This window comes from Vreelandella mediterranea (genome assembly GCF_970647075.1).
The window spans coordinates 2,593,017-2,607,591 of sequence record NZ_OZ310198.1; the positions used below are offsets into that span (position 1 = coordinate 2,593,017).

The 14,575-nt window shown below is 60.3% G+C and carries 11 protein-coding genes; 2 read left to right on the forward strand and 9 right to left on the reverse strand.

Annotated elements, in window-relative coordinates; genetic code table 11:
- Nucleotides 1-28: 28 nt before the first annotated feature.
- Nucleotides 29-232, reverse strand: coding sequence for a cold-shock protein (locus ACWFVE_RS11960; protein ID WP_009101184.1), 204 nt, complete (start codon nucleotides 230-232; stop codon nucleotides 29-31).
- 210 nt (nucleotides 233-442) lie between these two features.
- The gene (locus ACWFVE_RS11965) at nucleotides 443-2,119 is read right to left on the reverse strand and encodes a GMC family oxidoreductase (protein ID WP_447529495.1); all 1,677 of its coding nucleotides are present in this window, start codon (nucleotides 2,117-2,119) and stop codon (nucleotides 443-445) included.
- Nucleotides 2,120-2,497: 378 nt separating this feature from the next.
- Here ACWFVE_RS11965 and ACWFVE_RS11970 point away from each other — a divergent pair, with 378 nt between their 5' ends.
- The gene (locus ACWFVE_RS11970) at nucleotides 2,498-3,880 is read left to right on the forward strand and encodes an NAD-dependent succinate-semialdehyde dehydrogenase (RefSeq protein WP_447529496.1); all 1,383 of its coding nucleotides are present in this window, start codon (nucleotides 2,498-2,500) and stop codon (nucleotides 3,878-3,880) included.
- Between the two features lie 95 nt (nucleotides 3,881-3,975).
- Here ACWFVE_RS11970 and ACWFVE_RS11975 read toward each other — a convergent pair whose 3' ends face one another.
- From ACWFVE_RS11975 to ACWFVE_RS12005, 7 genes are all read right to left on the reverse strand, one after another.
- Nucleotides 3,976-4,728: a tellurite resistance TerB family protein gene (locus ACWFVE_RS11975; RefSeq protein WP_447529497.1), complete on the reverse strand. Its 753-nt coding sequence runs from the start codon at nucleotides 4,726-4,728 to the stop codon at nucleotides 3,976-3,978.
- A 202-nt stretch (nucleotides 4,729-4,930) separates the two neighbouring features.
- The gene (locus ACWFVE_RS11980; RefSeq protein WP_447529498.1) at nucleotides 4,931-5,413 is read right to left on the reverse strand and encodes a phosphatidylglycerophosphatase A family protein; all 483 of its coding nucleotides are present in this window, start codon (nucleotides 5,411-5,413) and stop codon (nucleotides 4,931-4,933) included.
- Nucleotides 5,413-6,138: a tellurite resistance TerB family protein gene (locus ACWFVE_RS11985; protein WP_447529499.1), complete on the reverse strand. Its 726-nt coding sequence runs from the start codon at nucleotides 6,136-6,138 to the stop codon at nucleotides 5,413-5,415. The genes ACWFVE_RS11980 and ACWFVE_RS11985 overlap by 1 nt, the downstream gene beginning before the upstream one ends.
- A gap of 43 nt (nucleotides 6,139-6,181) precedes the next feature.
- On the reverse strand, nucleotides 6,182-9,250 hold the full coding sequence (locus ACWFVE_RS11990; protein ID WP_447529500.1) for an AAA family ATPase: 3,069 nt from the start codon (nucleotides 9,248-9,250) through the stop codon (nucleotides 6,182-6,184).
- Nucleotides 9,247-10,398, reverse strand: coding sequence for an exonuclease SbcCD subunit D (locus tag ACWFVE_RS11995; protein ID WP_447529501.1), 1,152 nt, complete (start codon nucleotides 10,396-10,398; stop codon nucleotides 9,247-9,249). The genes ACWFVE_RS11990 and ACWFVE_RS11995 overlap by 4 nt, the downstream gene beginning before the upstream one ends.
- A gap of 110 nt (nucleotides 10,399-10,508) precedes the next feature.
- Complete coding sequence (nadE, locus tag ACWFVE_RS12000; protein ID WP_447529502.1) at nucleotides 10,509-11,354, reverse strand: ammonia-dependent NAD(+) synthetase; 846 nt, start codon at nucleotides 11,352-11,354, stop codon at nucleotides 10,509-10,511.
- Nucleotides 11,355-11,573: 219 nt separating this feature from the next.
- The gene (locus tag ACWFVE_RS12005) at nucleotides 11,574-13,247 is read right to left on the reverse strand and encodes an SLC13 family permease (protein WP_447529503.1); all 1,674 of its coding nucleotides are present in this window, start codon (nucleotides 13,245-13,247) and stop codon (nucleotides 11,574-11,576) included.
- 797 nt (nucleotides 13,248-14,044) lie between these two features.
- Between ACWFVE_RS12005 and ACWFVE_RS12010 the strand changes: the two genes are divergently transcribed.
- Nucleotides 14,045-14,383, forward strand: a complete 339-nt coding sequence (locus ACWFVE_RS12010) for a hypothetical protein (protein WP_447529504.1) — start codon at nucleotides 14,045-14,047, stop codon at nucleotides 14,381-14,383.
- Nucleotides 14,384-14,575: the final 192 nt, after the last annotated feature.

Genomic DNA, 14,575 nt, shown 5'->3' on the forward strand with positions numbered 1-14,575 from the left:
GCAATCGGAAAACATCAACGCTGTAAAATTACAGTACTTTGATGTTGGAAGCCTGAAGGCCTTTTTTACCCTGAGTGACGTCGAAGGAAACCTTCTGGCCGTCTTGCAGAGTTTTGAAGCCGTCAGCTTGAATTTCAGAGAAATGCGCGAACAGATCGTCGCCATTGTCGTCCGGAGAAATGAAGCCGAAGCCTTTAGTGTCGTTAAACCACTTAACGGTACCAGTTGCCATGATCGAAAATCCTCGATTTAGCTTAATCTAAAGCCGGGTAATACCCGAGTTACAGTGGGTAGAACAAGAAACTTTCACCAGACTCAACGCTAAAGCGTTTCAATGCTGCTGACAACGTTCGACTTGCTAACCTACTGCTTGAAGGATGTGCCCTACCAATGCACATGTCAAATTATATTTGAAAAAAATGTCAATACGATGACGGCCCTTTCAACGCCCCTCTAAAACCCATCGTGCGGCCTTTTCAGCGATCATCAGCGTGGGTGAATTGGTGTTCCCACTGGTGATCGTCGGCATGATGCCAGCATCCGCAATACGCAGCCCGGCTACCCCGAAAACGCGCAGTCGACTGTCGACTACCGCCATTTCATCCTCCGCTTTACCCATGCGCGTGGACCCCACCGGATGAAAGATGGTAGTGCCGATATCCCCGGCCAAGCGAGTGAGCTCTTCGTCACTTTGATACTGGGCGCCGGGCTTGACCTCTTGTGGCTTGTAATGGGCAAATGCCGGCTGCGCGGCAATGTGGCGGGTGACGCGAAGTGAATCCACGGCCACCTTTTGATCCTCTGCGGTGCTCAGGTAGTTGGGGCTGATCATGGGCGCCACTTTGGGATCGCGGCTTTTCAGTCGCACCGTACCTCGGCTTGTGGGGTTCAGGTTGCAGACGCTTGCGGTAATCGCTGGAAAAGGGTGTAGCGGTTGGCCGAAGGCCTCCAAACTCAAGGGTTGCACGTGGTACTGGATATTGGGGTGGACGTAGTCGCTGGAACTTCGCGTAAAGGCACCCAGTTGCGAAGGCGCCATGCTCATCGGCCCGGTTCGCCTGGTCAAATACTCCCAACCGATGCCCATTTTGCCCCATAGCGTGCCGGCGAGGGTGTTGAGCGTTTGGGCATTGCTGACACGATACACCGAACGGATCTGGAGGTGATCCTGCAGGTTTTCGCCCACCCCGGGGAGCTCCTTAACTACCTTTATACCGACGTTTTCCAGAGGCTTTCGCGGGCCGATGCCGGAAAGCTGTAAAAGGTGCGGCGTGCCGATCGCCCCGGCGCAGAGCACCACTTCTTTATCGGCGCTCACTCGCTGCACGCGCCCACCGCGCAGTACTTCAACCCCCGTGCAGCGCAGCGCCACCTTTGCTTGATCGAGGCAGAGCGTATTGACCTGAGTCGAATACCAAAGCGTCAAATTCGGGCGCTCGAGCGCCGGGCGCAGAAACGCCTTGGCAGTGTTCCAACGCCAGCCCGCGCGCTGGTTCACATCGAAGTACGCCACCCCTTCGTTGCAGCCGCGGTTGAAATCGTCGGTGGCCGGAATACCCGCCTGCTGGGCGGCTTTGGCGAAATCATCCAGTACCGGCCATTTGAGCCGCTGCTTTTCGACCCGCCACTCCCCGTCGCGGCCATGAAATTTACGATGCTCGGTGTCGGCGCCGCCCGCCGCGTCCATGCGGTAGTGGCTTTCGTGGCGGATAAAATCCTCGAGGCACGCCTCCCAGCGCCAGGCCGGGTCGCCGGTGACACTGGCCCAGTGGTCATAGTCGCGGGCTTGCCCGCGCATGTAGATCATGCCGTTAATGCTCGAGCAGCCCCCTAAAACCTTACCCCGAGGGTAGATGAGCGAGCGTCCATTCAAGCCCTTGGCCGGTTCGGTCTTGAAAAGCCAGTCCGTGCGCGGGTTGTTGATGCAGTAAAGGTAGCCCACCGGCACGTGAATCCAGTAGTAGTTATCGCGCCCGCCCGCCTCTATCAAAAGCACCCGGTTAGCGGGGTCGGCGCTTAGCCGGTTGGCCATCAAACACCCGGCGGTGCCGGCCCCGATGACGATGTAGTCGAACGGCTGATCGATTTGGCGTGCATCCTTGTTATTGGTCTTGGCCATAACGCCTCCCGGACGTTGATTATCTGGCATCGGGCCATATAAAACGCCACTGCCCGTTTATCTTCATCAAGGCTTAAAAGCACTAAAAACGCAAACGGCACCCGAACGCAGCGAAAGGGCCGACCCGGCCGTGTCGCCCAAGTCTGGAGCCTGGGAACCCCGCCGCCTGGAACCTTCGCGCTTGGTAAATGATCAAAACGAGCTACCTTGAAGTCGTCGCTTTAAAAAACAGGTTTTGCCAAAGCAGGATTTCTCTACTAGAGTATCAGGCGAGTCAATTAGACCAGTCGGCTAGTAACTATTTAGTTCACCGTACTGGTTGCGGTGTCTTCGCCACCGCGACATCAAACAAGCGTTGATCTATAGATAGGAGATCTTATGAGCAACAGCATCACGACAGTCAACCCGGCCACCGGCAAGAACCTTGAAAGCTATCCGTTGATGGATGAAAGCCAGGCCCTCAAGGTGGTCGAGCAGACCCATGAAGCCTTTCTACAGTGGCGCCTGAAGTCGCTCGACGAGCGTGCCAAGGTGGTCAAGGCGATCGGTAAAGCACTTGCCGACAACAAGGAAGCGTTCGTTAACCTGATGGTCGACGAAATGGGCAAGCCGCCGGAAGAAGCGCGTGGGGAAATCGATCTGTGTGTCGGTATCTGCGACTACACTGCCGAGCAAGGCCCGACCAAGCTTGCCGATGAAGAACGTAAACCCGGCAACGGCGAGCGTGGCTTCGTCACCTACTCGCCGATGGGCGTAATCTACGGCATTCAGCCGTGGAACTTCCCCGCCTACCAGGCGGTTCGTTACTCCATCGCCAACATCATGGCGGGTAACGCGGTGCTGCTCAAACACGCCGAAAACGTCACCGGCAGCGGCCTGCTACTCGAGAAAATCTACCGTGAAGCCGGCCTGCCGGAAAACGTCTTCCGCACGCTGGTCATCTCCCACGATGTCTCGGACAAGATCATCGAGCACAAATACGTGCGCGGTGTGACGCTGACCGGTAGCGACGGCGCTGGCCGCAAGGTAGCCGCCAAGGCGGCCGAGAACCTCAAGAAAACCGTTCTCGAGCTTGGCTCCAACGACGCCTACCTGGTGCTGGACGACGCGGATATGGATCTGGCCGTCGACACCTGCGTCACGGGCCGGGTGTATAACGGTGGCCAGACCTGCGTGGCCGCGAAGCGCTTCGTGGTGACCGAGAAAAACTATGAGGCCTTCAAAGAGCGTTTCGTCGAGAAGATGAAGAGCCTTAAAGTGGGTGACCCGAAAGAGAGCGGCACCAACGTCGGCCCGATGGCGCGAGTCGATCTGCGCGACGGCCTGCACGACCAGGTAGAGCAAAGCGTGAGCAAAGGCGCCAAAATCCTCTGCGGCGGTGAAAAGCCCACTGGCCCCGGTGCGTTCTACCCGATCACCGTGCTGGAAAACGTCGAGCCCGGCCAGCCGGCTTATGATGACGAGCTGTTCGGCCCGGTTGCGGCGCTGATTCGTGCAAAAGACGACGAAGACGCCATGCGCATCGCCAACGACAGCCGTTACGGCTTGGGCGGCGGTATCATCTCCAAGGACACCAAGCGTGCCGCGGAGCTTGCCAGCAAGTACTTCGATACCGGCATGGTCTTCATCAACGGCTTTGGCGTGGCCACCCCGGAAATGCCCTTCGGCGGCGTGAAGGACTCCGGCTACGGCCGCGAGCACGGCGGCTTCGGCATGCACGAATTCGTCAACGCCAAGGCGGTCATCGTCGTTAGCGAGTAATACCGCAACGCCTTTGGCTGGCCAGTTTGACTGGTTAGAAACGATAAACGCCGCAAGCGCTGCTTGCGGCGTTTTTTTATGCCCTGAAGGTGTGGTTACCTGCTTTCGCGCGCCAGACGCTCGAGCCTGGAAGCCTGCTCATCGGAGATATCCATCGCGTTGGCAAGCTGGTCGAGCCATGCGCGCCCCTTGGGATCCCCATCATCGATAACGGCCACGCTAATCAAGTACATCTCACGAGCGGCCTCGGGCGAGTCCGCCTGCTCGGCAAGTGCCTCGGCATCCAGTGAAGCATTTAGCTGCTGCTCGACCCAAGCGTGCAACTCATCATCAGCGCCCAGGGCGTGCATCTTTCCGGTCATCGAGGCGCGTATCTGCTCGTCGTTTTGAACGGCGGCGCGGGCGGCCATGATCATCGCCTGCAGCAGTGCCCGGCTGCGTTGCTCCTGACGTTCGCCGCTGAGGGAGTCGACGTGGTCGTCCTTCGCACTGGCCTGGCCGCTTTCCCACTCGGTGTCCGCTTCGCCACCACGGCCGCTGCGTAACTGGGAGTTCTGCCACGCGTTCCAGGCATATACGCCTATGCCCGCCACAATGCCATATTTAATCGCCTTGCCGGTCAGCTTGCGGCCAGGCCCGGAGCCCATCAGGATTGCCATAGCGCCGCCGCCCAGCGCACTCTTCGTATCGAAACCGCTCGAACGGGATGACGGGCCCGATGCATGACGGCCCAAGCGGTGACCCGGCTGACCATCCGACCGGTGTGCTGGATCATCCAGCACACCCTTGATACCGAATTCGCCGTCCTCTTGCTGCATCAACTGCTTAAGAATAGTACTCGCGTTCATCCGTGGACTCCTTGAGCTAATGGAGTGGCAACCCGCCACCCTACAAGCAGGTTAGACGCTTTCGCCCCCTTTTACCTCAAACCGGCTTTCTTGTCGGCGGGTACTGACCTCGAGGCAAGGCGGTATTTGCGCCTTGAGTTCACTGCCGTATAAAAACGCCGCAAGTGCTGCTTACGGCGTTTTTTGCTGTTTTGTTGCAAGGCTACGCGTTAGCTCGCGCGCCGCGCCGTCGATAAAGCGTTAGCACCGCGGCCAGGATAAGCCAGGTCAACAACGCGGCGATGACGTCATCGAGCACCACGCCCAATCCGCCCGGCGCATACTCGGCCAAATGCACCGGCGCCGGCTTGAACGCATCGAAAAACCGATACACACCAAACGCCAGCGCCATACCCCAAAGCGTTCGCGCCGCCTTGAGGCCCAGCACTGCCAGCGGGAAGGCAACGATCTCATCGAGCACGATACTGCCGTGATCAAGCCCCCCGTGATAAAGGCCCGCGTAGTGGCACACGCCACCACCGATCCCCAGTAGTACCAGAACTGCCCCTACCTGCTGGCCAAGCGGGCGCGCCAGTAACGCCCAGGCAAACGCTACGCCCAGCAGCGACCCCACGGTGCCGGGTGCGACGGGAGCGTAGCCAAGCCCCAGGCCCGAGGCGAGCCACAGGTTGAGCGTTTCGAGCATCAGCCGGCCTGAACCGCCTGGCGCTCGAGTTGAGTCACCATCTCGGCGTCCAGCTCGAGCTCGGTGGCCAACTGTTCGAGCCAGGCTTTTTCCATGGGGTTTTGCTCATCACTCACCGCCAGGCTGATCAGATACATCTCCCGAGCCGCCTGGGGCGAATCTGCCTGACGGGCCAGCGCTTTGGCATCGAGTGGGGCGTTTAACTGCTGCTCGACCCAGCCGTGCAATTCGTCATCGGCCCCCAGGGTATCGATCTGCTCGCTGATCAGCGCGCGCTCCTGCTCGTCGATATGACCATCGGCCCGGGCGGCCATGATCATCGCTTGTAAAAGCTCCAGGCTTCGCCGCTCCTGTAACTCGCCGGTGAGTGCCTCCACGCGTTCGCCTTCATCATTGCTCTGCGGCGCGGGGCTACCCCCTTTGGCGGCCTGGCTACTCTGCCACGCCTTCCAAGCAAGCATGCCGACCCCTGCAATGGCGCCGTACTTAAGCGCCTTGCCGCCCAGCTTGCGTCCGCGTTTGGAGCCGACCAGCATCCCCATGGCGCCGCCGCCCAGCAGGCTCTTCATGTCGAGACCACTGCCTTTAGTGCCGGCTTCATTACCGCCGAGCTGGCGCGATAGACCATCGAGCATCCCTTTTACATCCACACCGCTGCCCTGGCCGCCCTGGGCCGTGCCGCCGGCCTGTTGCATCAATTTTTGTAAAATGGCGTTTGCGTTCATTCGCTGCTCCTTGCTTTACGACGAGACACTTTGAAAGACGACGCTAGGTGGTCACCGCTCCCTTGATCGCCGTCGTGCTGCCGTGCCGGCTGGCCTGCACCTCTATACGAACCGGCATTTGCTCTTTAAGTTCGCTGACGTGGGAAATGATGCCGATCATGCGCCCGCTCATCTGCAGATCGCACAGCACCTCGATCGCCTGATCCAGGGCGTCCTGATCGAGGCTTCCAAAACCTTCGTCGATGAACAGCGTGTCGAGCTGAATGCCGCCGGCGTAGGCCTGGACCACGTCTGAAAGCCCCAGCGCCAACGAAAGCGCCGCCATGAAGGATTCGCCGCCGGAAAGGGTCGCCACCGAGCGCTGCTTGCCGGTGTAGGTATCGGCGACATCGAGCTCCAGGCCGGACGCCTTATTGCCTTTCGAGGGGTCTTCGCGGCGCACCAGCTGGTAGCGCCCGCGGCTCATGCGTACCAGCCGCTCGGAGGCCTGAATCAGCACGTCGTCGAGCAGCACCCCCAGCACGAAGCGCTGCAGGCTGATGCGGTGGCCGGTGCGCCCGTTGGCGACGTCACTGAGCGTGCCCCAGAGCCGGTACTCCGCCTCGAGCTTTTCCTGAGCCGCATGGGCATCCGCAAGTTTTTGGCGAATGGCGGCCAGGTTGGCAAGCCGGGCATCGAGGGAGCGCCAGGCTTCGAGCCGGGTGTTCTCCTCGTGCTGGGCGGCCTCGACCGCCGCCTCGAGCTCAGCCACATTCGGCAGCGCTTGCTCGCCCAGTTGGGCGTTGGCGCTGGCCAATGCCCCTTCCAGTTCGGCCAGGCGATGCCGGTAGCTTTCGACTTGCTCGGCAAGCGCCTGGCGCTGCTGGGCGTCGAGCCTGGCGGCCTCGAAGGCCGCGGCGTCCTCGAAGGGGCTTTGGTCCAGCGCCTCGCGCCAGGCGGCGTCCGCTTTTTCAAGGGCGATCCTACACTCCGCCAGGCGTTTGTCGGCGCCGCTTAGCCGCTCTTCACAGCGGGCTTTTTGGCTTTCGTGCTCGTTAAACGCCTGCTGGGCCTTTTGGTAGGTGCTCTCGATGTGCGCAATGTCGCTGTCAAGCCCGGCCAGGCTCGCCTTGAGTGCCTGGGGGTCGCGGGCGTCCGCGGGCAGCGCCTCGCTTAGCTGCTCGTAGTGGCTTGCCAGGCGCAGCGCCTCCTCCCGGGCGGTGTCCATCTCGGCGCGGCGGGTTTTGAGCGTTTTGTCCTGAGCCGCCCACTCCTGGCGCAGCGCGTCGCGGCTTTGCTGAAGCTGGGTAATCTCGCTTTCTACCTGGCCACGCCGCGCCGCATGTTCGCCTTGCGCCCTCACGGCGTGCTCGAGTTCGGCCAGGGGCGCGCTTGCCCACTCGCCCAGGGCCTGGCTCACCTGAGCGTGCTGCTCATCGAGGTTTTGGCGTTTCTGGCGGCTCTCTTGCAGCGCGCGCTCGGCGGCGTTGCTCGCCTGGCGGGCGTTTTCAAGCGCTACCCGGGCCTGTTCCACTTGTTCTTTGGTGACCACGTCGACCTGGCCTTCGGCGGGGGCCGGGTGGTCGGGGCTGCCGCATACCGGGCACGGCGTGTCGGCTTGTAAGGTGCGCGCCAACAGCGCCGCCTGCCCCTGGTGCCAGCGCATTTCCTGCTCGGTGGCGTAGCGCTCGGCGCGCTCGGTCTCTCGCTGACAACGCTCGAGGGTTTGTTCGCCACCGCGGCGCTGCTCGTCGAGCGCCGGGGCCTGACGGTCGAGCGCCTCCAGCTCCTGGCGCTTGGCAAGAAGCTCCCGGTGGCGGACAAGCTCCGAAGGCGCCCCTGCCAAGCGCTGGTACTCGGTTTGCAGCGCCTCCAGCTGCGTACTGAGCGCCTCGCCCCGGCGCTGGGTATCTTCGAGGGCTTTCTCGTCGCGCTGAAAATTCGCCTCGGCGGTTTGTTTGTGGGCCGCCGCCGTCTGCACGCGGGCACTTAGCGCGTGAAGCGCCTGGCCTTTCTCCAGATACTCGCCCAGCTGACGGCGGCGCTCGGTCAGCTCGCCCAGGTCCTGATGACGCCGGCGGGCCGCGTCGAACGCGGCGTTGGCGGTTTCCACGTGGGTGCGTTGCTCACTCAAGGCCTCGTTGGCCTGGCGCTGCTCCGCTTGCGCGGCCTGCAGCGCCTGATGCGCCTGACGGCGGGCATCAAAAGGGGCGCGCAGCGTTTGGGCCTGGCCGTCCTGGCTTAGCTGCGCCTGGGCGCGCTCGATGGCCTCGGCCTGCTCGATGTGCGCGGCCTTGTCGTTGGCCAGGGCGTCGCGGGCGGCGAACTGGCGCTTCAACGCGGCACCCACGTCGCGGTTTTTCTCCGCCGCACGGCGTGCCCGGCCGGCGGCTTCGCGCAGGGCGTGCGCCTGTTCGAACCGGGGCGTTAGCGCGCTCGCCTCCTCCTCCAGCGCCGCCTCGCTTTCGAGCTCGCCGCCGGCCAGGATCCCGCTAATATGCTGATGGTGGCTTTTGACCCTGGCGACGATCTCTTTCGAGCGTTCCAGCAACTGCTCTTCGATGCGCTGAAAAATATGCGTTTGAAAGAGTTTTGCGAAGATCTTCTCGCGATCCCTGGACTCTGCGACCAGCAGCTCGCGAAACCGGCCCTGGGGAAGCACCATCACCTGGCGAAACTGAACGGCGTCCAGACCCAGCAGCGTCTGCACCTGGCCGGTGGCTTCGCTTACGCTTTTGGCGACCAGGCACTTATCCTCTTGGCGGTCCTCGGTCAGGCGCCAAAGCTGGGCCTCGGTGCTTTGGGTGGTGGTGCCCTCGCCGCGGGCCTTGGGGCGCTCCTGCTGGGGCACGCGACGAATGCGGTAGAGCGCGCCGCGTAGGCGAAAATCGAGGGTGACCTCGGTCAACAGCGAAGCGTCGGCCTGGTCGCAGCGCATTTGGCTCGCCGTGCGCTCGTCCCCGGTGGTCTGGCCGTATAGCGCAAAGCAGATGGCGTCGAGAATCGAGCTTTTGCCCGCCCCGGTGGGCCCGTTGATCAAAAAGAGCGGGTGGTCGCCCAGCGCGGTGAAGTCGAGGCGCTCACACCCGGCGAAGGGGCCGAACGCCTGCATGCTCAGCGCCAGCGGGGTCATGAAGCGCCCTCCGTTTTATTGAGCTCGCCAATCAATTCGCGCATGAGTGCTTGCTGATCATCACTCATTGCCTCCCCGCTGGTCTGCTCGAAAAAGTCGCTGAACATGTCAAGGGCGCTGAAATCAAGCTTTTCTCGGTCGAGCTGCTGGGCACCGTGAGCCTCGAGCATGCCGGGTTTTTCCAGGTGCAGCACGTTGGGATACAGCGCGCGCAGCTTGCTCATGGGGTCGAGAATCGCGTGACGATCAGAAAGACGCACCAGCACATAGTCGGCGCGGCGGGCGGCGTCTTCCGCCTGGGCGGCGGCCAGAAGCGCTTCGAGTTCGCCTTCCAGTACGCGCACTTCGCGCCTGGGGGTTAACGGGCGGTGCTCGAAGTTTACCTGCCCTTGCTCGTCGATATCCACCAGGGTGACGCCCTTGCGCTGGCGGGCTTCCGAGAAGCTGTATTTCAAAAGCGAGCCACTGTAGCGGATATGTTCGCCGCCGCGATACTGCGGGCCGTGCAGATGGCCAAGGGCGACGTAATCAAAGCCCTGCATCGGCTCCCAGGCCACGCTCTCCGCGCCGCCCAGGTTCAGTGGGCGCTCGGAATCCGAGGCGCTGGCGCCGTCGACGAAGCAGTGGCTCATCAAAAACGTCGGCGTACCCCCGCGGCGGGCAGCCTCGATACGTTCGAGCAAGAAGCGGTGGGCGCCGTCGAAATCCCGCACATCGACCTTGAATTGGCTGCGTACGTGGGCAGGGTCCGCGTAAGGAATGCCGAAAACATCCACCTCGACACCACCGGCGGTGAGCGTGACCGGCGCATCACACTCCCCCAGGTCGGAGAGAATATGCAGGCCCGCCTTTTTGAGATGACGGGCGCCAAAGCGCAGCCGCTCGGCGCTGTCGTGGTTGCCAGAGATCATCACCACCGGCAAGCCACGCTTTTCGCAAAGCTCGAAAAGAATGTCGTCGAGCAGGGTGACGGCGGCGGCCGGGGGAACCGAGCGGTCGAAAACATCACCAGCGACCAGCACCGCATCCACCGCGTCCCGGTCGACGATCTCGACGAGCTGGTTCAAAACGAAGCGCTGGTCTTCAAGCAGCGAGACGTTGTGAAACAAACGCCCCAGATGCCAGTCCGCGGTGTGAAGTAGTCGCATGGCAGGCTCGCCGTTGTAAAAAGTGCCCGCATCTTAGCACTTTCCCATTGGCTCGCTCCAAAATGGCACGGGCAAAATGACACGGGCAAAACGGCGCTCAGCCTACCCTGCTAGCGGCTTTTCAAGGCAAGCCAGGGCTCGACGGGGAGGTTGCGCTTATGCGCGGTACGCGCGTACGTTTGTACGATGGTCGCTCGCACCTCGCCGCCCACATTCTCGCCCACCAAAAAGGCGTCGATATCGGCGTAGGTGACGCCCAGGGCCTCTTCGTCGGCCAGCTGCGGCTTCAGGGTTTCCAGGTCCGCGGTGGGCGCTTTTTTCACCAGCGCCTCCGGCGCCCCCAGGGTTTCGCCGATCCGGCGCACCTGGTGCTTGGTCAAACCGGCCAAGGGCACCACGTCGCAGGCGCCGTCGCCATGTTTGGTAAAAAAGCCCATAACGGCCTCGGCGGCGTGGTCGGTGCCCACCACCAGCCCGCCGTGGGTGCCGGCCACCGCGTACTGGGCCAGCATGCGCTGGCGCGCCTTGATGTTGCCCAGCACGAAATCGCGCTGGTGCTCGTCCTTGAACTCGAGCCCCGCCTCTTCGAGCGACTTGAGCGCCGCGTCGCTGGCCGGCTTGACGTTCACGGTCAGCAGGTGGTCGGGTTGGATGAACTCGAGCGCCTGCTGGGCGTCCGCCTCGTCGTGCTGGTCGGCGTAGGGCAGGCGCATGGCGTAGAACCGCGCGTCGAGATACTTCTTACGCGCTTTTTCGACCGCCATTTGGGCCAACCGCCCGGCCACGGTGGAGTCCACCCCGCCGCTGATGCCCAGCACCAGGGTATGCTGGCCGGCATCGCGCATCGCATGGTAGAGAAAATCCACCCGCCGCTCGATCTCTTTCGCCTCGTCGATAAAGGGGTTGACCCCCAGCGCCTTACGAATTCGGGCCTGCTTATTGGTGTCCTGCTTCATCCTGGTCTCCTTCGAGTCTAAGCGCTGAACGATAAATTCCTTCACAGCGTAGTGGATCGCGCACATTAGCCAAATGGGGTTACTTTAGCGCTCATTGGGGGTGAGCGAATAGCGTCGGTTCAATGACGAAAGGCGTTCGGGCAGGTCCATGGCATAAAAAAAGCCCCACACGAAGTGGGGCTTTAATAGGCGTACTTTTAGCGCTCGGTTGCCAAGCGGCTAGTTACGAAACGCGTCCGGGTAGGTGGTCAAATCGATGCCCCAAAGAACCGGCAGCAGGAAGTAGGTTGCCGCCACGATCAACAAAAGCGCGATGATGTTGAGCCAGAAACCGTTGCGCACCATTTCGACGATGGTGATCTTGCCAGTGGCGAAGATGATTGCGTTGGGCGGTGTACCGACCGGCAGCATGAAGGCGCAGTTCGCCGCCATTGCCGCGGGCACCATCAGCACGAACGGGTGTACGTTCAATGCCAGCGCCAACGAGGCCAGCACGGGCAGGATCATCGTCGCGGTGGCGGTGTTGGAGGTAATCTCGGTGAGATAGAGCACCATTGCCGTGGAGAGCAGAATGACCAGCAGGAAGTTGGCCCCTTCCAGCACGCTCATTTGATCGCCCATCCAGGCCGCCAACCCGGAGGAGTTGAAGCCGGCGGCAATGGCCAGACCACCGCCGAATAGCAGCAGAATGCCCCAGGGCACATCTCTGGCGATATCCCAATCCAGCAGGCAGCCCCCCTTGTTGGGCGAGGGGATCAAAAATAGCGCAACCGCTGCGGCAATGGCGATCATGGTATCGCTGATACCGGGGATGTTGATGATCTGGCCTTGCCAAAGAAACGAGCGGGTAATCCAGAAAAACGCGGCCATCAGAAAGACCGCCAGTACCGCCTTCTCTTCGAAGCTGGTACGGCCCAGCGCATCCATCTCTTTTTTGATCAGCGCTTTGCCGCCGGGCAGATGCCCAAGATTCATCGGGTAGATAAACCGGGTCAGCATCAGCCAGCCGATCACCAGCAGAACCACGACCACCGGGAAAGCAAACATCAGCCAGCCGGCGAAGGAGACTTCGTAGCCGAACAGCTCGCTGACCACCGCCGCCAAAATGATGTTGGGGGGCGTGCCGATCAGCGTGCCCAGGCCACCGATCGTGCCGCCGTAACCCACGCCAAAAATCAGCGCCTTGCTGAACTTTTCGATCTCGACGCTGTGATCGCCCTCGGTTTTGTTGAGCTCCTGGGTGACCTGGTAAACGATCGCGGTACCGATCGGTAGCATCATCATGACCGAGGCGGTGTTGGAAACCCACATGGACAAAAAGCCGGTCGCGGCCATGAAGCCGAACACGATGCTATTGATGCTGGTGCCCAGAATCGAAATGATCGTCAGGGCAATGCGCTTGTGCAGATCCCACTTCTCCATGGCCAGGGCGATCATGAAACCGCCCAGGAAAAGGAACACGATCGGATTGCCGTAGGCGGCAGTGACCGCTCCCCCATCGAGGGCGCCGGTAATCGGCAGCAGTATGATCGGCAACAGCGACGTCGCCGGAATCGGGATCGCTTCGGTCACCCACCAAACCGCGACCCAAAGCGTCGTTGCCAACACCATGCGGGCTTCGAAGCTCAGGTCCTCGGGCTGGAAGAACATGATCGTCAAGGCGAACAGCAAAGGCCCAAGCACGAGCCCCACGGTTTGGGCCTTGTTATAGGCGGGCGGGCGCGGCGGCTGGTTGCCCGGTTCGCCACCCTCGGGTTGCTCGGGGGCGCCTGAACCGCCGTGAGGTGCCCCGGGCGCGCTACTTGTCGGCAGCGCGCAGAGTAAAAGATTTTTGGCCTGGTGGTGATAGTGCCAAAGCTGGCCCCAGAGCGTGTAGGTGGCAGTTCTGAGCATAGAGCAGTACCGCTTGAAGTCGAGTGAGCAAAAAGGCGCGTCGCCTTAGCGAACCTTACGGGATGGTTAAAATAGCGTTGCTGATTGTAGCGGGCCCTTTATTCACTGCAAGCGCGCAATAGTCCAGTTAATTAACCGTTTTTACGACCAAAGTCTAACAACTTTAGTTGAATAGTACGCTAACGGTCTTTTTTACTCTTCGACCCGAGTGGGGGACTTCTATACCGTGCCGGGCATCGAGGACGATTGCCAGCCCCTCAAACCGAATGCCCGAACGAAAGATGAACTTTTTGTATAAGTTTTATGAACCACCCGGGTACACGTTAGTCTATACTTTCGCCAAGACCCAGAGAATGTCTGTATAAGCATCGGGTTTTGTAAGCCGTACACGTTCGAGGGGATAATGTAAGTTATAGACGCTCAAGGAGTTAAGATGATACGCCAACATCTTTTCAATGGAGCACAGCCAGGCAGTCGCGAACATCTCGAAAAATTCCTTAATGAACAAAGGATTACTCGAGAAAAAGAGAGAAAAAATGACCTTTTATGGTTAACTTTCGCTTCTTTTTTAGCCGGTAGCCTCGCGACGCTGGCCTTGCCCCTACCGCTTTAGTACCGCGTTTTTCATAACGAAAACCCCGCCTTACATGGCGGGGTTTTTTTATACAGGCAGCTTTTTGCCCGCCCAGCGAAATTGATGATTGATTCTCCTTGAAAGGTGTATTACTGTGAATTGGTACAAGACGCGTATAAATAAATACTTAAGTTAAGTAATCGCATTCACAAGGAGTGGTGGCATGCATAGATTAAAACTGGAAAACATCTCTGAAGCTGGCCTGAAGCTTGCTATTCAAGAGCTACGCGAAGAGATGTACGATACCCCGCAGTGCGATTTCACGATTGCCAAGATGCTGAGCCATTGCGGCCATTTCGAAACCGCAGAGCGTCATCTGGATGAAATGCTGCTGAAATGGGGCTCTTCGCCGGACGTCATCGAACTCACCGACAAGGGTTTTGCCATGGTCGATGCAATGAGTGCTACGGCCCACGCCCAGAAAGTCGGCGAGCGCGCTGCTAAAAAAGCGACCCAAACCGATAAAGCAGTTAAAACCGAATCGACCGCTGCGCTGGTGTAAAGAGCTCTCCTCTATAGAGTAGTTGGACGAGCCAATTTCAAAACGGCTTGCTTTCCTGATGAAAGCAAGCCGTTTTGCGTTGTAACGTTCACGTACATGAACCGCCCTGCTTTTTTTCCGTATCACGCCGCCCGGTGTACACCGTAACGTTTTTTATCATGAGCCCCCTCACTCACGCCTCAACTGCTAGAA

Excerpts from the sequence above, each read along its gene's own strand:
- ACWFVE_RS11960 (WP_009101184.1), bottom strand. The coding sequence starts at position 232 with ATGGCAACTGGTACCGTTAAGTGGTTTAACGACACTAAAGGCTTCGGC.
- ACWFVE_RS11975 (WP_447529497.1), bottom strand. The coding sequence starts at position 4,728 with ATGAACGCGAGTACTATTCTTAAGCAGTTGATGCAGCAAGAGGACGGC.
- ACWFVE_RS11965 (WP_447529495.1), bottom strand. The coding sequence starts at position 2,119 with ATGGCCAAGACCAATAACAAGGATGCACGCCAAATCGATCAGCCGTTC.
- ACWFVE_RS12010 (WP_447529504.1), top strand. The coding sequence starts at position 14,045 with ATGCATAGATTAAAACTGGAAAACATCTCTGAAGCTGGCCTGAAGCTT.
- ACWFVE_RS11980 (WP_447529498.1), bottom strand. The coding sequence starts at position 5,413 with ATGCTCGAAACGCTCAACCTGTGGCTCGCCTCGGGCCTGGGGCTTGGC.
- ACWFVE_RS11995 (WP_447529501.1), bottom strand. The coding sequence starts at position 10,398 with ATGCGACTACTTCACACCGCGGACTGGCATCTGGGGCGTTTGTTTCAC.
- ACWFVE_RS12005 (WP_447529503.1), bottom strand. The coding sequence starts at position 13,247 with ATGCTCAGAACTGCCACCTACACGCTCTGGGGCCAGCTTTGGCACTAT.
- ACWFVE_RS11990 (WP_447529500.1), bottom strand. The coding sequence starts at position 9,250 with ATGACCCCGCTGGCGCTGAGCATGCAGGCGTTCGGCCCCTTCGCCGGG.
- ACWFVE_RS11970 (WP_447529496.1), top strand. The coding sequence starts at position 2,498 with ATGAGCAACAGCATCACGACAGTCAACCCGGCCACCGGCAAGAACCTT.
- ACWFVE_RS11985 (WP_447529499.1), bottom strand. The coding sequence starts at position 6,138 with ATGAACGCAAACGCCATTTTACAAAAATTGATGCAACAGGCCGGCGGC.
- nadE (WP_447529502.1), bottom strand. The coding sequence starts at position 11,354 with ATGAAGCAGGACACCAATAAGCAGGCCCGAATTCGTAAGGCGCTGGGG.